Origin of the sequence: Gordonia aichiensis NBRC 108223 (assembly GCF_000332975.1) — a bacterium.
GTDB lineage: Bacteria > Actinomycetota > Actinomycetes > Mycobacteriales > Mycobacteriaceae > Gordonia > Gordonia aichiensis.
Genome location: NZ_BANR01000023.1, coordinates 82,130 through 98,676, shown reverse-complemented (window position 1 = coordinate 98,676; position 16,547 = coordinate 82,130). Strand labels below are relative to the sequence as shown.

Genomic DNA, 16,547 nt, shown 5'->3' with positions numbered 1-16,547 from the left:
TTTGGAGTGGTACGACTTCTTTCTCTATGGAACGGCCGCAGCGTTGGTATTCGGTCCGCTGTTCTTCCCCGGACACGACTCACTCACCAGCACTCTCGCAGCCTTCGGCACATTCGCAATCGGATTCATCGCGCGTCCCCTCGGCGGAGTGGTGTTTGGCCATTTCGGAGATCGCCTCGGACGCAAGGCGATGCTGGTCATCACCCTGATGATGATGGGTTTGTGCACTGCTCTCATCGGACTGTTGCCCACCTACGATTCGATAGGCGTGTGGGCACCAATCGCACTGGTCATACTCCGGATCGTGCAAGGCGCCGCGGTCGGCGGCGAGTGGGGCGGCGCAGTCCTGCTAATCAGTGAGAACGCCGAACCACGTCGACGCGGGTTCTTTGCGTCCTTCAGCCAGGTAGGCATCACCATCGTATTCGTCCTGTCCGCATCCGTTTTCGCCCTCGTTAGCCTGCTCCCAGAGGAGCAGTTTCTCATGTGGGGCTGGAGGATTCCGTTCGTGCTCGGGCTGGCGCTCATGTCCGTAGGCCTCTTCGTCCGAATGTCCGTGACCGAAACGGCCGACTTCTCCGAGGTCAGATCCACAGGCGACGTCAAGCGGTACCCAGCACTACACGCTCTCAAGACTCAACACCGTTCGATTCTGCTCACCATCGGCGCTCGGATGGCAGAGAACGGCGGGTCGTACATCTTTCTGGTCTTCTCTCTCGCCTATGGCGCACACATTGGCATCGCCGGATCGACACTACTGCTCGCGATCATCGCAGCAAACGTGGTCGAGGCGTTTACGATGATCGGTTTCGGCGCGCTCTCAGATCGGATCGGTCGGCGGCCGGTCTATCTGATCGGCGCGGTCGGAATGGTCCTCTGGGCGGTCCCCTTCTTCCTCTTGATGAACACCCGGGAACCGGCCCTGATCTGGCTGGCTGTGATCGTCGCTGTGGGGGTATGCCACAGCGCCATGATCGGTACCCAACCGAGCTTCTTTAGCGAGCTCTTCACAGGCAACGTTCGCTACAGCGGGCTTTCCATCGGCCACGAGGTTGCTGCAATTCTCGCCGGCGGCATCGCGCCTCTTGTCGCAACCGCACTACTCGCCTGGTCAGGGACCTACTGGCCGATCGCTCTATACCTGATCGCGCTGGGGCTGATCAGCAGCATCGCGATGCTTGCGGCGCCCGAGACCGCCGCAGCCAGGTTGCAGACCACCAGCGATGATTCTCCATCGTCGACTGTGATGGTCGACGACTCGATCGGCTCCACACGATGAGCAGGGCCGCACGCATAGTCGGCGCGTACGAGCACCGCTACACCAGGCACCCTGCCAACGGCCTCCAGACTGTCGGCCTACTCGCGACGGCGATCCGATCGGCGTTACTCGACGCAGGAATCGACTTCGACAGTGTCGACGGACTAGGGGTGGCCAGCTTCACCCTTGGACCCGATCACGCAGTCGATCTCGCACGCAACTGCGGCCTGAGCCTCCGTTGGATCATGGAGGACACCAACGGCGGCGCCAGTGGCGTCAACCTGCTCCAACACGCTATTCGCGCTGTTGACGCCGGTGATGCGGAAACGATCGTCTTGGTTGCCGGGGACATCATGACCGGAGATGCTCACCGTCGACTTGTCGACTCGTACAACGCTGCTACCCGGGACCTCGTAACGCCGCTGGGTGCCGCCGGACCGAACAGCGCATTCGCAATGCTGACAACCCGGCATATGCGCGAAACAGGTTTGCAGTCTGACGATTACGGACATATCGCGGTGGCCCAGCGCCGCTGGGCAGCACTGAATCCGGGCGCTGTGTACCGGTCGCCGATGACTTTTGACGACTACCGTGCCGCGCCCGTCGTCTCCAATCCGCTGCGGCGATTCGACTGCGTGCCTCCCGTAGCGGGAGCCGACGTACTGATCATCACTTCCCGTCCACACGAAGGCCCTGCTGTCCGAGTTCGCGCGTTGGGAGCGACGGTCAACACCGACCGTCACGAAGGCGACGGACTTCGCACTGGACTGGCAACGGTTGCGCCGCAGGTCTGGGACAACGCAGCGGTGTCACCAGGAGATGTCGACGTCATCAGCGTTTACGACGACTACCCTGTGATGGTCGCGATACAACTCGCAGACTGCGGTCTCCTTGCCGACGACTTCCCGGCAGCACTTGCACGTATTGACGAAGACCGTCGTCCGATCAACACCTCCGGCGGCCAATTGTCGTGCGGACAAGCGGGTGCCGCTGGCGGTATGCACGGGCTTGTCGAGACCGTGACCCAGCTCCAGGGACGCGCTGGCGACCGACAGGTCCCAGGGGCACGTATCGCCATGAGTACCGGCTACGGCATGGTCACCTATCGATACGGGTCCTGCGCCAATATGGCTGTCCTGGAGAGGATTTGAGATGCCCTTACCCATGCAATGCTGTTCAGACTGCGGCCATGTGCGGTTTCCCCCCGCCGTGTTGTGCCCGCGCTGTCACGGGATCGCGACTCATACTGTCGGTTCGGCCATGGGCATCGTTGAAGAAGTAACGACTCAGATGACCGATCCATCCGTCAGGCTTGCGTCCCTCCGCACCGATCGAGGCCCAGTAGTTCTCGCCGCTGTGCCAGATGGCACCGAGGCCGAAGACATCTTGGAGATTTCCACCGACCACACACCCGACGGGCACAATCTCGCCTTCGTGCCCACCCCGATCTTCACGGAGGAATCGTGACCGAAGTAGTCACTGCCCTGTCCGCGATTGGCACCGCACCCCTGCGCAACTTACCTATCCACGAATGCACGATCCCGGCACTGCTGGATCGCCAGGCGGCCCAGTTCTCTTCAAAAACGCTGCTACGCATCGATGGTCAGACGCTTTCGTTTGTCGGTGCGCGGGATCTCGCGGCGCGGACCGCAGCCATGCTATCCCGCCAAGGAATCAGACCGGGTGATCGCGTCGCGACGCTATCAGAGAACCGGCTCGAACTCTTGCAGACCGTACTGGGATGCGCGTGGATGGGAGCGGTCGCTGTGCCGCTCAACGCCGCGCTGCAAACACAGCATCTCGAACATGCGTTAACCGACTCCGGAGCTCGAGCACTGATTGTCGAGGCCGACCTACTCGAACGGCTGGACATGATCCGGAAGCCTCGCTCCCTGGAGAAGATCTGGGTCGTCGGCGGTGTACCCGGATCTCCGGACGCGCTTCCGGATCTGCCCGACGAACTCTCCACTGCTCACCCCGTACGCCCTGGCGACATCGCTGCACTGCTGTACACCTCGGGGACCACCGGTCCCTCTAAGGGCGTCCGTTGCCCACACGCCCAGTTCTACTGGTGGGGCGTCAGCACCGGGGAACAACTCGGAATAACTGAGAACGACGTGCTGTTCACGACGCTTCCGCTGTTCCACACCAACGCGCTGAACGCGTGTATTCAAGCCCTCGTCGCCGGAGCGACGATCGTCGTTGGACGCCGCTTCTCGGCGAGCAGATTTTGGGACCAAGCCCGCGAAGCCGAAGCCACCGTCACGTATCTCCTCGGTGCGATGGTGTCCATACTGTGGTCCCGCGAGCGGTCACCGTTGGACCGTGACCATCGACTTCGTATCGCATTGTCGCCCGCTACCCCAGCCGCATTAGCCGAACCGTTCCGCGACCGATTCGGCGTTCTCCTCACAGACGGATTCGGTTCGACGGAGACCAACTCCGTCATTGCGGCAGCACCGGCTAAACCCCGGCCTGGCTACCTCGGTCAGATACAGCCCGATTTCGAAGCGCTCGTCGTCGATACCGACGATCAACCGGTCCCGGACGGAGTGCCCGGCGAGCTGATCCTTCGATCCCGAGTGCCGTTCGCCTTCGCCGACGGGTACCACGGTCGACCACAAGCAACAGCGGAATCGTGGCGCAACCTCTGGTTCCACACAGGCGATCGTGTCATCCGCGACCAGGACGGGTGGTTTCGTTTCGTCGATCGCGTAAAGGACGTGATCCGTCGACGCGGAGAGAACATATCCTCCTTCGAGGTTGAACAGGTCGTTGGACTGCTTCCTGAAGTTGAGTTGGTGGCGGCTTTCCCTGTTCCGTCCGACATGGCCGAGGACGAGGTGATGATCGCCATCGTTGCGGAAAAGGAATTGACGCCGGAGAAAGTGATCCTCCACTGCACGCAACACCTCGCCCGGTTCGCTGTACCGCGTTACGTCGACTTCGTCACGACTATGCCGACGACCTCTAACGGCAAGATCCGCAAGGCTGCGCTCCGTGAGCGTGGATTGACCGAAAGCACATGGGACCGCGAGCAATCACCTCTTGCGACCCGATGACCACGTGAATCCAATCCAACCGAAAAGAGACGCACCGTGACCCAACTTTCCGACCTTCTGGCATCTGTCGCCGCCAAGCGGATCGAGATACTCGATCTGACAGCCCCGCTACAATCGTCAACGCCGATCCTGCACCTGCCCGAGCCATTCGCCAACACGATCCCGTTCTCCCTGGAGCGGATCAGCGCCTACGACGACGCTGGTCCCAACTGGTACTGGAACAATATTCACACCGGTGAACACGTGGGCACGCACCTCGATGCGCCCAACCACTGGCTCACTGGAAAAGACAAGGGCGACATCACATCCGCTCCACTCAATCGCCTGGTGGCGCCAGCAGCCGTGATCGACGTCTCCGACCGAGCCGCGGCAGACCCTGACTACCTACTCGAACGCGTTGACGTCGAGACCTGGCAAGCTGAAAACGGGCCCCTCCCTAAGAACGGTTGGCTGTTGCTCCGCACCGGATGGGATGAAAGGTCGGCAGACGCTACTCGTTTCCTCAACGTTGACGACACGGGATCGCACACACCGGGAGTATCCCCCGAATGCGCCCGGTGGTTGGCAGAGGAAACCCCACTGTTCGGATTCGGGGTCGAGACTGTCGGCACTGACGCGGGTGCGGCCGGTGAGTTCGACCCTGCTTTTCCGTGTCATCACTTTTTCCTCGGCGCCGGCAAATTCGGTCTGACTCAGCTGAGGAATCTAGTTAGGCTCCCGGCCACCGGTGCCGTGCTCGTCGTATGTGCACTGCCCATCGTCGGCGGCTCGGGCAGCCCGGCCCGTGTCCTCGCTCTAGTGGAACGGTGACCACAATCCCGTGACAACAAACTAGAACACGTTCTACCCTGATCGGGTGGATGTCACCTACGACTCGAGCAAACGCGAACTGAACACCGACAAGGGAGTCCTGCGCTACCACGAGGCGGGCGATCCTTCCGCCCCGCCGCTGATCCTGTTGCACGGCTCGGGTCCCGGTGTCACCGGCTGGCGCAACTATCGCGGCAACCTCGAAGTCTTTGCGCAGACCCACCACTGCTTCGTGCTCGAGTTTCCCGGCTTCGGCGTCAGCGATCCGTGGGAAGGCATGCCGGTACTCACCGCGGGCAAGTCGGTGCTCGCGTTCATGGACGGGCTCGGCATCGAGAGGGCCCCGATGATCGGCAACTCGATGGGCGGTGTCGTCGGCGTCAACCTCGCGATCCGCACACCCGACCGGGTCGAGAAGCTCGTCACCATCGGGGGCGTCGGTCCCAACCTGTTCAGTCCGAGCCCCAGCGAAGGGCTGCGGCTGCTGCAGGAGTTCGCCGACGACCCCGATCGCGACAAGCTCATCCGCTGGCTGCGCGCGATGGTCTTCGACAAGGCACTCGTCACCGACCAGCTCATCGACGAACGCTGGGAAGCAGCGATGAACTCCGACGCACTCGCCACCGGCCGCGCGATGTACGGCTCGGCGTCGTTCGAGATGCAGCAGCAATTCCTCGCCACCTCCGACATCCCGCCCTACTGGTCGATGATGCACAAGATCACCTGCCCCACCCTGCTCACCTGGGGCCGGGACGACCGCGTCAGCCCGCCGGACATGGCGCTGGCCCCGATGCGCCTGATCCCCGACGCCGAGCTGCACGTCTTTCCCCGATGCGGGCACTGGGTGATGATCGAGGCCAAGGAGGCCTTCGAGTCGGTCGTTGGCTCGTTCCTCGCACGCTGACCGATCACACCGTGGCGTAAAACCCTTTGCGCCACGGACTCCCGTACTGGCATCGTTGTCTCTCGCACGAGAGAGCAGCCGATCCCGGGGTACCGGCGATCACGTTCTGCGCGTTCGCTCTCGAGCTCAGTTCACTGCAATGGTAAGGCTCAACCAGCCGAGGTTCGACTCCTCATCTCGCACCGCCCCCGGGAACAAGGTCGACGCCGGTCCTGCGGTCGTCTCGTCTTCCGGCTCCGCCCGGTCGACGGGACGGCCCCACCGGCACGATCTCCCGCGGGCGGTGCCGGCCTGCCACTTGACGAACGGCGCTGCAGCACAACCGGATACCAACAACACGACGTGCGCGACAATCGAAGGGAGGCTCGCACCATGTCTTATTCCACCGAACTCCGCCTGGCTTACACCAAGCCCGTCAAACGGTGGTTCCCCACGATCACCGTGCCCATCGGGCACAGGGGACTCGAGTACTGCGACGGCTCGCTCTCCCGCGAGCTGTCACCCGGCGAGTACCGCGCACGCAGGCGTGCCGTCTACACCTTCGTCGACATGCGTGAGCGCGTGCTGACCGTTGCGCCGCAGGAGATCCTGACGTCCGATTCGGTCTCGCTCCGCGTCACGATGGCCATCCGTGCCGCGGTTGTCGACGCGGTCGCGTTCACCGAGCGCACCAGCGAGCCGTGGACGGCGGTCTACGTCGCCGCGCAGGTCGCGTTGCGTGAGGTCTGCGCGACTGTGAGCGTCGACGAGGTGATCACCCGAGCCGACACGGTCGGGACCGAGCCGATCAAGGCAGCGACTGCGAATGCCGGGCAGTCGGTCGGCATCGACGTGCGCGACGTGGTGATCAAGGACGTGATCCTGCCTGCTGAGATCCGTTCTGCTGCGACTGAGTTGGTGACAGCGAAGGCACGCGGTCTGGCCAAGCTGGAGACCGCGCGCGCGGAGACCGCGCGCGCGGAGACCGCGGCGCTGCGTTCGTTGGCCAACGCGGGCCGGGTACTCGACGCCCACCCCGCACTGGCGCGACTGCGTCTGGTGCAGGATGCTCCGTACGGCACCAAGGTCGTGTTGGCACTCGGCGACGCCGAGTCCGAGAATGTCCGATCCCAGACCGACTGACCGGCAACCGAAGTCGGCCACATCCGCTGCACCAGCGGACGTGGTCGACCTCGGCAGGGGTTGCGCGACGTCGGCCCGCATGCCATCCATGCTTCCCATGACTACCGGAAAGGCGGATTCCGCCACTCGCGCGTGAGCGCCACCCACGTCGAACCGACGGCCCTCGATCGTGTCGACCCTCCCCCCTCGTCATCACTCGCCTCCGGCGATCTCACGGCTCTTCGCCGGAACTGGCTGGCTAGGGCACTACGCTGCGAAACTCCCGCTCTGGCGCGTGCCGAATCCGCTGTGGCACAGATCTATTCCACGTGTGGGCGCAGACGTCCGCGCTTCGTCTGGGTCTCATCCCCACTCGCAGCCACCCGCCTGATCGACGCCGATGGACTCGCAGAGCGCACAACCCTGACCAATGGAAGTACTAACACCATTGTGGCGGCGGCGATCCGCACGCTCCTACCGCCGCTGCCCGGTGTCGTCGCGTGGTACGGGCAACACGAGGCCCACCGACTGGCGCTCGCAGACTGGGCGTATGCCTCCGGAGTCGTCAGACCCACGCCGCTCGACGCAACCCTCTACTCCCTGCAGCACACCCTGGCTACGTCGACCGGCTGGTGGTGGCCGTTCGACGACGTCTGCGTGATGAGTGAACGCCCGACTGTGGTGCACACCGAACCGACACCGAGCGGTACGCATGATCAATGCAGGTTGCACCACGACGATCGCCCGGCACTCGAATTCGCAGACGGCACAGTCGTGTACGCCATCCACGGCACACTGATCCCCGAGTGGGCCTTCGTCGATCCGACTCCTGAGCGGATAGCGTCCGAACGCAACGTCGAGGTACGCAGAACAGCGATCGAGCGGCTGGGCTGGGAGCATTTCCTGCTGACCGCGGGCGTACACCTCGTCGACCAAGGCCCGGATCCCGGAAACCCCGGGCACAGCCTCCGGCTCTACTCGACTCCTGCCGGGTGGCGAACCAACGCGAAACTCTTGTTGGCGGTCAACGGGTCTCGCGAGCGAGACGGAACCCGACGCCGATATGGGCTCCAGGTGCCGGGATGGTTACACACTGCGCTCGACGCCGCCGCCTGGACCTACGGGCTCGAGGGCGCACAGTACGCACACGTCCAACGCAGGACATGACGCCTCGTCCGCACCCCCTCACAAACGACCGTCAACCAACCACGACCCAAGGTGATACGCACATGAACTCGATCAACACACTCGCCGATCTGACCGCACTGAGCGGCCTCGAAGTCCTCGATCATCTCGACCAGGAGATCTCCATTCCGGTCATCGCAGGTCCGCAGGCCCAGGGAGACCTCTTGGTCATCCCGTACGGCATGGTTGCAGACACCATCTCGCCGCGACAGTTCGCCCACCCCACGCAGGTCGGACCCCGCGGCATCGAGCTCCTTCGCAGCGCGGCGGGTGGCAATCCGCACTCCCTCGTCGCCGACGTCGAGCAGGGCTTCTGCACCTGGTCAGTGGCAGTGTTTCGCGAGCAACTCACGCTGGGAGCCGTCGACACCAGCGTCGTCGCCTACCTTATCCACCCCGAGCACGGCGCCACGGGAATTGCGCCCGGCCGCTACGTGATTCGACGACAACGCGAACAGAGCAACACCCTGTTCGGCCGCGTGCATCTGGTCGCCGACTGAGCCGCCCCCATCCGATGCCCGCCCTACACACGACGAGGCCCCGACCGGAACACGTCCGGCCGGGGCCTCGTAGAGATCAGATGCGTACTGGACGAATCAGATCATGGTGTCTACCTCAGTACTTCTCGCCCTTCGCGGCCTTCTCGACCAGCGAGGCGGGCGGCTCGAAGTGCGAGCCGTACTTCTTGGCCAGCTCGCGCGAGCGGTCGACGAAGCCCTGCAGGCCACCCTCGTACTGGTTGATGTACTGGATCACGCCACCGGTCCACGCGGGGAAGCCGATGCCGAAGATCGAGCCGATGTTGGCGTCGGCGACCGAGTCGAGGACTCCCTCGTCGAAGCACTTCACGGTCTCGAGGGCCTCGGCGAAGAGCATACGCTCCTGCATGTCCTCGAACGGGATCTCGGTGCTGCCCGACTTGAAGTGGTCGCGCAGTCCCGGCCAGAGCCGAGTACGCTTGCCGTTCTCGTCGTACTCGTAGAAGCCCTTGCCGTCCTTCTTCGACGTCCGACCCTGCTCGATCATCCAGTCGACGACCGCATACGAGCCGTGCTCCGGGTACTCCTTGCCCTCGGCCTTGGCGCCGGCCTCGGTCTCCTTGCGGATCTTCTGCATGAGGGTGAGCGTCAGCTCATCCGAGAGCTGCAGCGGCGCAGCGGGATAGCCCGCCTGCGTACCGGCGTGCTCGATGAACGCCGGCTCGACGCCCTCGCCGACGGCGGCAAGCGCCTCGTTGATGAAGGTACCGATGACGCGGCTGGTGAAGAACCCGCGGCTGTCGTGCACGACGATCGGGGTCTTGCGGATCTGCAGCGTGTAGTCGATCACCTTGGCCAGCACCGCATCCGAGGTCTTCTCGCCACGGATGATCTCGACCAGCGGCATCTTGTCGACAGGCGAGAAGAAGTGGATGCCGATGAAGTCCTCGGACCGCTTGACACCCTCGGCGAGGATCGTGATCGGCAGCGTCGAGGTGTTCGAACCGAGCACGGCGTCGGGTTCGACGATGTCCTCGATCTCCTGGAACACCTTGTGCTTCACCTCAACCGACTCGAAAGCGGCCTCGATGACGAGGTCGACGCCCTTGAAGTCCTCGGGGTCAACGGTCGGGTGGATACGACCGAGCAGTGCGTCGCTCTTCTCCTTGGTGGTCTTGCCACGCGAGAGAGCCTTCTCCTCGAGCTTCTCCGAGTAGCCCTTGCCGCGCTTGGCGGCGTCGAGATCGATGTCCTTGAGGACGACCTCGATGCCCGCCTTCGCCGAGACGTAAGCGATTGCGGCGCCCATCATCCCGGCACCGATGACGCCGACCTTCTTGGCCGTCCACTTCGGGTAGCCCTCGGGGCGCGATCCACCGTTGTTGATGGTCTGCAGGTCGAAGAAGAACGCCTTGATCATGTTCTGCGCGACCTGGCCGGTCACGAGCGAGACGAAGTAGCGGGTCTCGATGAGATCGGCGGTGTCGACGTCGACGTAGGCGCCCTCGATGGCTGCGGCCAGGATGGCGCGCGGCGCAGGCATGTTCGCACCCTTGATCTGCTTACGCAGCAAAGCGGGGAACGCAGGCAGGTTGGCCGCGATCGACGGGTTGGTGACCGAACCACCGGGCATCTTGTAGCCCTTGACGTCCCACGGCTGCTGCGCCTCGGGGTTCTCCTTGATCCACGCCTTCGCGGCGGGCAGCAGTTCGTCGACAGAGCCGACAACCTCGTCGACGAGTCCCGTTTCCTTGGCCTTGGTCGGGTTGAACCGCGGTCCCTGCAGGAGCACGTTCATCAGTGCGTTCTGGAAACCGAGCAGGCGCACCGTACGCACGACGCCACCACCGCCGGGCAGCAGGCCGAGGGTCACCTCGGGCAGACCGACGACGGCGCCCTTCACGTCGGCGATCACGCGGTAGTGGGTGTGCAGTGCCAGCTCGAGGCCACCGCCGAGAGCAGCGCCATTGATGGCTGCGACGACCGGCTTGCCAAGCTTCTCGAGACGGCGCAGAACGGTCTTCATGCCGTTGGTGCGCTCGGTGATCGCAGCGGCGATCTCTTCCTTCGACTGCGTGCGCTCGGCGGTCATGTCCTTGAGGTCGCCGCCGGCGAAGAAGGTCTTCTTCGCCGAGGTGATGACGACACCGGTGATGTCGTCCTTCTCGGCCTCGAGACGATCGACGGTCGCCGCAATCGACTCGATGAACGTGTCGTTCATCGTGTTGGCGCCCTGCGCCTTGTCGTCCATGGTGAGGACGACAACTCCGTCGGCGTCCTTCTCCCAGGCAATCATGTTGTCACTCATTGCTTTTGCAAATTCCTTTGGTAGTGCGGGATCAGAGACGCTCGATGACGGTCGCGACGCCCATGCCGCCACCGATACACAGGGTGATCAGGCCGTAGCGGCCGCCGGTGCGCTCGAGTTCGTCGAGGCAGGTGCCGAAGATCATCGCGCCGGTCGCACCCAGCGGGTGACCCATCGCGATGGCGCCGCCGTTGCGGTTGACCTTCTCGTGCGGGATGTTCAGATCCTTCATCCACTTCATGACGACCGACGCGAACGCCTCGTTGAGCTCGAAGACGTCGATGTCCTCGACGGTCAATCCGGCCTTCTTCAGCGCCAGCTCGGTGGCCGGGGTGGGGCCGGTGAGCATGATGGTGGGCTCGGAGCCGACCTCGGCGAAGGAGACGACGCGGCCGCGCGGGGTCAGACCGTTGCGCTTGCCTGCCTCTTCGCTTCCGACGAGCACCAGCGCCGCACCGTCGACGATGCCCGAGCTGTTACCACCGGTGTGGACGTGGTTGATCTTCTCCACGCTGTGGTACTTCTGCAGCGCGACATCGTCGAAGCCCGCCATCTCGGCCAGCGCAGCGAACGCGGGCTTGAGCTTGCCGAGCGACTCGACGGTCGAACCGGGACGACGATGCTCGTCGTGATCGAGCACGATGACGCCGTTGATGTCGCGAACCGGAACCACGGACTTGGCGAAATACCCGCCGTTCCATGCATTCTCGGCACGCGCCTGCGACTCGGCCGCGAAGGCGTCGACGTCTTCGCGGCTGAAACCCTCCATGGTGGCGATCAGGTCGGCACCGATACCCTGCGGCACGATGTAATGGTCGTACGCGGTGGTCGGGTCCATGAACAGCGCGCCGCCGTCGCTGCCCATCGGGACGCGCGACATCGACTCGACACCACCGGCGAGTACCAGGTCGTCGAAGCCGGACGCAACCTTGGCAGCAGCGAGGTTGGTGGCCTCGAGGCCCGACGCGCAGAAGCGGTCGATCTGCGTGCCGGGGACCGTCTCGGGCAGACCGCTGTTGAGAGCCGCGGTACGCGAGATGACGGCACCCTGCTCGCCGACGGGCGAGACGACGCCGAGGATCACGTCGTTGATGTCGGCCGGGTCGAGGCTGCCGTGACGGGCGAGGACCTCGTCGATGAGGCCCGACGCGAGATCGACCGGCTTGATGCTGTGCAGCGATCCGCCGCGCTGCTTGCCACGCGGCGTACGGATCGCCTCGTAGATGAATGCTTGATCAGGCACGAAGATGTTCCTTTCACATGAACCAGCGATGGTTACCCCTCGAGGCTAACGCGGCATCACTTATTTGGCTATAGCGGGTGGTCAATTGGTCGCGCAAGCCACCCCAGCTGAGCTAAGGTCGATTAACAATGTCTACCCAGAAGCCACGCCGCACCCGGCCGGCCGACCGCAAACACCAGCTGGTCGACCATGCCGCGACACTGTTCTTGGATCGCGGCTACTCGCATGTGTCGGTGGCCGACATCGCCCGTGCCGCAGGCGTGACCGCACCGTCGGTGTATCGCCACTTCGACGACAAGCAGGCGTTGTTGGCGGCTGCGGTGCTCGCCGGTGTCGACGATCTGGAGGCCTGCACGGACCGCACACTCGCCGACGGTCAACGCCCACTGGGCGAGTTGATCGACGCATTGTGCGATCTCGGCGTGCACCACCCCGAGTCGGTGTCGCTGTGGCGGTGGACGAGCAACTATCTCTCCGAAGACCAGAACAAGCAGATGGTCGCGCGCACCAGACAGGTCCTCGCGCGCTGGGCCACCGCGATTGCCGCCGAGCGTCCCGGCCTGCCCGAACGCGAGGCCCGCTCGCTGGGGTGGGCTGCGCTGAGCATCGCCGGGAGCCTCGCTGTGCACAATTCGCGGATGTCGGCGGCCCGTGCGCGCGCCGAACTCGTCGTGCTCACCGAGCGGCTGCTCGACCTCCGTCCGAGTAAGGCCCCCGACCTGCCCGCAGAACCCACCGTCGCGGGATTCTCGTCGTCGCGTCGCGACGAGATCCTCGACGCCGCGGCGACGCTGTTCGCCGATCGCGGATACGCCGACGTCGGAGTCGACGACATCGGTGCTGCCGTCGGCATCACAGGCCCCAGTGTCTACAAACACTTCTCGTCGAAGTTGGCGATTCTCCTGGGCATCGGGCAACGCAGCGCCATGCGACTCGAAACCGGGGTCATGGCGGCACAGTCGACGACTGCCGACCCCGCCAAACTCCTGGAACTCCTCGTCGACTCGTACGTCACGGTCATCACGTCGACCCCCGATCTGTCGGTGGCCTTCAACAGTTCGGCCGTGTTCGCCGGGCAGGAACCCGCCGCCGAGTTGCTCGACATCCAGCGCCGCTACGTTCGACGCTGGATCGACCTCCTCGGCCGGCTCCAGCCCGACGTCCGGCCAGATCAGCGGGCCGTCGCGGTGCACGCCGCGCTGTCGATCGTCAACGACGCCGTGCGTATGCGCCGCGGTACGACGCGGCCTGATTTCGCGGCCGAGATGGCCTATCTCATGAAGGGCGTTCTAGGGCTCTGAGTGCCTTCAGCGGCTACCGTGAACTCATGTACAGCGAGCACACTGCGTATCGGGGTGGATGGTGACTGATCAAGAGCGTTCGGGACTCAGCGATCCCGACCCGCGCTACACCCGCGACGAACTGGTGGAAGCCCTCCATCTCTCTCCCGCGTATGCCGAAAAAGTCTGGAACGCATTCGGATTCGCGCGGCAGTCGACGCCGGACAAGATCTTCACCGAGGACGAGGTCAAAGCCCTCGGGCTGTTCGCCGACTCCGAGCACACCATGCCGGAGACGGCCCAGGTCGCCACCGCGCGTGCGATCGGACAGACGATGTCACGCCTGGCGGAGTGGCAGGCCGACCAGTTGACCGAACTCGAACGCAACCCCGACGTGCCGTGGACCCGCGAACAGATGGCCAACGCGTTGGGCGTCATCCAACAGTTGATCTGGCGCAGGCACCTCGACATGGCCATGACCCGTGACGAGACAAGGGAGTCCGACGAACGAATGGAGCTCGTCGTCGGATTCGCCGACATCGTCGGATACACGAGCCTCTCGCGACGAACCCCGCTCGACGAACTCGAAATTCTTCTCGAGACCTTCGAGGACCGCACCTTCGACGTCGTGGCCGAGCACGGCGGCCACGTCGTCAAGACCCTCGGCGACGGAGTGATGTTCACGTTCTCCTCGTCGATCGCAGCGGCCCGTGCAGCGATCGCCATCCACGAGCTCAGCGACGACGACCCCGTCCCGCCCCTGCGCGTCGGACTCGCGCGCGGAGCGGTCCTCGCCCGGCTAGGCGACGTCTTCGGCGAGCCGGTCAACATCGCTGCGCGCCTGTGTGGTTCGGCGCGACCGGGTACGACGCTCGTCAGCGAACCCGTGGCCGATGACCTCACCGACGACGAGCGCTTCTACCTGCGGTCGATCTCCCCGCTGTCGGTGCGCGGCTACCGTCGACTGCGCGCAAAGACGTTGGAGGCCAACAAGTACTACAAACCCGAGTCGGAGCCTGAGCGCCCGTCCGGGTCTCAGTCCGGCGCGTCGAGCGAGGGCGTGGCCTCGTAGACGCGTACCTCGTTCGCCTTGATCACCAGGTGGACATCACGGCCTGCGTGCAGTGCGAGATCTTCGACGGCGCGCCACGTCACCTCGGCCGAGATCACCTGCCCGGAAACGTCGCAGCGCACGATCGCGTGGTCCCCCTGCGGCATCACCTCCGCGACCATCCCGCCCAGTACCGTACGCGGGCTGCCTTGTGGCGCATCGAGATACAGAGCGACGGCGCGCGGAGAGAACGTCGCCACCGCTGCGGCATCCGGACGTCTCACGTCGGCCGACACACCGGTCACCCTGCCGCCGTCGACTCCGATGACGGTGGCAGGCGGCTCGAATGACCCCACGAACATGTTGAGTCCCGCGAGCGCAGCAGCGAACGCCGTGCCGGGACGCCGCAACACCTCTCGCGTCGGACCACGCCCGACGACCCTCCCGTGCTCGATGACCGCAACATCGTCGGCGAGTGCGACGGCGTCGACGAGGTCGTGTGTCACCAGGACGGTACAGCCAGAGCGTTCGCTGATGAGCGAGCGCATCAACGTGCGCATCTGTTGTGCCACATCCACATCGAGCGCGGCGAACGGCTCGTCGAGCAGAAGCACGTCCGGTTCGGCCGCCAGAGCGCGTGCAATCGCGACACGCTGCGCCTGCCCGCCCGACAATTGCTTGGGCATCCGGTCGCCGAACTCGGTGACCCCGACTGCGGCAAGCCACCGCTCGGTACGTTCCGCGACCTCGCGCCGCGGCAGACCCGCGGACTCCGGCCCGAATGCCACGTTGCGCGCGACACTCAGATGAGGGAACAGTCGGGGCTGCTGTGCGAGCAGCACCACCGAGCGACGGTGCGGCGGCACGAACGTTGTCGCATTCTGTAGGCTGCGGCCGGCGTAGCCGATCGTCGACCCCTCGGTGCGCTGCAGCCCGGCGAGTGCGGCAAGGGTGGTGCTCTTACCCGAACCGTTGGGGCCGAGTATCGCGCAGGTCGTGCCTGCCGGGACGTCGAGGTCGATCTCGAGAAACGGTGTCGCACTTCGGATCGACGCGCGCAGTCCGCGTGTGTCCGGCCCGCTCACGCACTCACCGCCGGATGACGACGGAGGTGGACGGCGATCACGACCACCAGGGCGACGACCATCAAGACCAGCGACAAGGGCAGCGCCGCCTGCGGATCGTTGATCGAGTCGAGGTAGATCTTCAACGGCGCGGTCTGAGTGGTCCCCGGCAGATTGCCTGCGAACGTAATGGTGGCACCGAACTCTCCGAGAGCTCTGGCAAAGGCCAGCACCGCACCTGCGGTCAGAGCCGGAAAGACCAGCGGCAGCGTGACTTTCCAGAGTGTCCTGCTGGGGCTCGCGCCGAGCGTTGCGGCCACCTGCTCGTACTCGGCTCCCGCGGAACGCAGTGCACCCTCGACGCTGAGAACGAGAAATGGCATGGCCACGAAGGTCTGTGCAAGCACCACCCCGGTCGTCGTGAACGCCAACCGGATTCCCGCCCTGTCCAGGTATTGCCCGACGAGTCCGTACCGCCCGAGCGCATAGAGAAGAGCGATTCCGCCCACCACCGGCGGCAGTACCAGGGGTAGTAGTACGAGGGCTCGAAGCACCCTGATCCACAGGCTGTCATAGCGGGCGAAGACGAACGCGATGGGTACGCCGAGGACCAGACAGACAACGGTACTGACCAGCGCGGTGAGGACGCCGAGCCGTAGCGCGTCGACCGAGTCGCTCGCGGTGACGGACTCGGCGAACTCGCTCCACGGCATCCTGACGATGATCGCGACCGGACCGATCAGGATGAAGCACACACCGAGGATCGCGGGAATGTGCACCCACAGCGGAACGCGACGCATCG

The 16,547-nt window shown here is 64.5% G+C and carries 15 protein-coding genes and 1 pseudogene; 12 read left to right on the top strand and 4 right to left on the bottom strand.

Going from position 1 to position 16,547, the window contains the following annotated elements:
* The 10 genes and pseudogenes from GOACH_RS18440 to GOACH_RS18395 form a co-directional block, all read left to right on the top strand.
* The coding region (locus GOACH_RS18440; protein WP_005178071.1) for an MFS transporter at positions 1-1,279 on the top strand (1,279 nt) is incomplete at its 5' end.
* Positions 1,276-2,409: a thiolase family protein gene (locus GOACH_RS18435; RefSeq protein ID WP_005178068.1), complete on the top strand. Its 1,134-nt coding sequence runs from the start codon at positions 1,276-1,278 to the stop codon at positions 2,407-2,409. The genes GOACH_RS18440 and GOACH_RS18435, both read left to right, overlap by 4 nt.
* Position 2,410: 1 nt before the next feature.
* Positions 2,411-2,482 (top strand): annotated as a pseudogene (locus tag GOACH_RS24650) (zinc ribbon domain-containing protein); the annotation flags it as partial.
* Positions 2,483-2,548: 66 nt separating this feature from the next.
* Positions 2,549-2,725 carry a hypothetical protein gene (locus GOACH_RS24330; RefSeq protein WP_245551949.1) on the top strand — a complete coding sequence of 59 codons (177 nt, stop codon included), beginning with the start codon at positions 2,549-2,551 and terminating at the stop codon, positions 2,723-2,725.
* Entirely contained in the window at positions 2,722-4,320 is a 1,599-nt protein-coding gene (locus GOACH_RS18425; protein WP_245551948.1) for an ATP-dependent acyl-CoA ligase, read from the top strand. The genes GOACH_RS24330 and GOACH_RS18425 overlap by 4 nt, the downstream gene beginning before the upstream one ends.
* A 36-nt stretch (positions 4,321-4,356) precedes the next feature.
* Positions 4,357-5,130: a cyclase family protein gene (locus GOACH_RS18420; RefSeq protein WP_005178061.1), complete on the top strand. Its 774-nt coding sequence runs from the start codon at positions 4,357-4,359 to the stop codon at positions 5,128-5,130.
* Positions 5,131-5,176: 46 nt separating this feature from the next.
* Positions 5,177-6,034, top strand: coding sequence for an alpha/beta fold hydrolase (locus GOACH_RS18415; protein ID WP_005178060.1), 858 nt, complete (start codon positions 5,177-5,179; stop codon positions 6,032-6,034).
* A 372-nt stretch (positions 6,035-6,406) separates the two neighbouring features.
* Positions 6,407-7,156, top strand: a complete 750-nt coding sequence (locus GOACH_RS18405) for a slipin family protein (RefSeq protein ID WP_005178058.1) — start codon at positions 6,407-6,409, stop codon at positions 7,154-7,156.
* Between the two features lie 132 nt (positions 7,157-7,288).
* Positions 7,289-8,302 carry a DUF6745 domain-containing protein gene (locus GOACH_RS18400; protein ID WP_083859103.1) on the top strand — a complete coding sequence of 338 codons (1,014 nt, stop codon included), beginning with the start codon at positions 7,289-7,291 and terminating at the stop codon, positions 8,300-8,302.
* Positions 8,303-8,364: 62 nt separating this feature from the next.
* Positions 8,365-8,820, top strand: coding sequence for a DUF8820 family protein (locus tag GOACH_RS18395; RefSeq protein ID WP_005178054.1), 456 nt, complete (start codon positions 8,365-8,367; stop codon positions 8,818-8,820).
* 115 nt (positions 8,821-8,935) lie between these two features.
* On the opposite strand, the gene GOACH_RS18390 is transcribed toward GOACH_RS18395, so the two are convergent.
* Positions 8,936-11,107 (bottom strand): 3-hydroxyacyl-CoA dehydrogenase NAD-binding domain-containing protein, encoded by a 2,172-nt coding sequence (locus tag GOACH_RS18390; protein ID WP_040519092.1) that lies wholly within the window; start codon positions 11,105-11,107, stop codon positions 8,936-8,938.
* 31 nt (positions 11,108-11,138) lie between these two features.
* Positions 11,139-12,350, bottom strand: coding sequence for an acetyl-CoA C-acetyltransferase (locus GOACH_RS18385; RefSeq protein ID WP_005178050.1), 1,212 nt, complete (start codon positions 12,348-12,350; stop codon positions 11,139-11,141).
* A gap of 128 nt (positions 12,351-12,478) precedes the next feature.
* Here GOACH_RS18385 and GOACH_RS18380 point away from each other — a divergent pair, with 128 nt between their 5' ends.
* Together GOACH_RS18380 and GOACH_RS18375 are read left to right on the top strand one after the other, a co-directional pair.
* Positions 12,479-13,651, top strand: coding sequence for a TetR/AcrR family transcriptional regulator (locus GOACH_RS18380; RefSeq protein WP_005178048.1), 1,173 nt, complete (start codon positions 12,479-12,481; stop codon positions 13,649-13,651).
* Positions 13,652-13,709: 58 nt separating this feature from the next.
* Positions 13,710-14,702, top strand: a complete 993-nt coding sequence (locus tag GOACH_RS18375) for an adenylate/guanylate cyclase domain-containing protein (RefSeq protein WP_005178045.1) — start codon at positions 13,710-13,712, stop codon at positions 14,700-14,702.
* On the opposite strand, the gene GOACH_RS18370 is transcribed toward GOACH_RS18375, so the two are convergent.
* Both GOACH_RS18370 and GOACH_RS18365 read right to left on the bottom strand, forming a co-directional pair.
* Entirely contained in the window at positions 14,666-15,766 is a 1,101-nt protein-coding gene (locus GOACH_RS18370; RefSeq protein WP_005178043.1) for a sulfate/molybdate ABC transporter ATP-binding protein, read from the bottom strand. The two genes, GOACH_RS18375 and GOACH_RS18370, sit on opposite strands and share 37 nt — an antisense overlap.
* Positions 15,763-16,545, bottom strand: a complete 783-nt coding sequence (locus tag GOACH_RS18365) for an ABC transporter permease (protein WP_005178041.1) — start codon at positions 16,543-16,545, stop codon at positions 15,763-15,765. Before GOACH_RS18365 ends, GOACH_RS18370 begins: the two co-directional genes overlap by 4 nt.
* Positions 16,546-16,547: the final 2 nt, after the last annotated feature.

What these genes read in the sequence shown, in the direction of transcription:
- GOACH_RS18380 (WP_005178048.1), top strand. Translation starts at nt 12,479, where the DNA reads ATGTCTACCCAGAAGCCACGCCGCACCCGGCCGGCCGACCGCAAACAC.
- GOACH_RS24330 (WP_245551949.1), top strand. Translation starts at nt 2,549, where the DNA reads ATGACCGATCCATCCGTCAGGCTTGCGTCCCTCCGCACCGATCGAGGC.
- GOACH_RS18375 (WP_005178045.1), top strand. Translation starts at nt 13,710, where the DNA reads ATGGTGACTGATCAAGAGCGTTCGGGACTCAGCGATCCCGACCCGCGC.
- GOACH_RS18390 (WP_040519092.1), bottom strand. Translation starts at nt 11,107, where the DNA reads ATGAGTGACAACATGATTGCCTGGGAGAAGGACGCCGACGGAGTTGTC.
- GOACH_RS18405 (WP_005178058.1), top strand. Translation starts at nt 6,407, where the DNA reads ATGTCTTATTCCACCGAACTCCGCCTGGCTTACACCAAGCCCGTCAAA.
- GOACH_RS18365 (WP_005178041.1), bottom strand. Translation starts at nt 16,545, where the DNA reads ATGCGTCGCGTTCCGCTGTGGGTGCACATTCCCGCGATCCTCGGTGTG.
- GOACH_RS18395 (WP_005178054.1), top strand. Translation starts at nt 8,365, where the DNA reads ATGAACTCGATCAACACACTCGCCGATCTGACCGCACTGAGCGGCCTC.
- GOACH_RS18435 (WP_005178068.1), top strand. Translation starts at nt 1,276, where the DNA reads ATGAGCAGGGCCGCACGCATAGTCGGCGCGTACGAGCACCGCTACACC.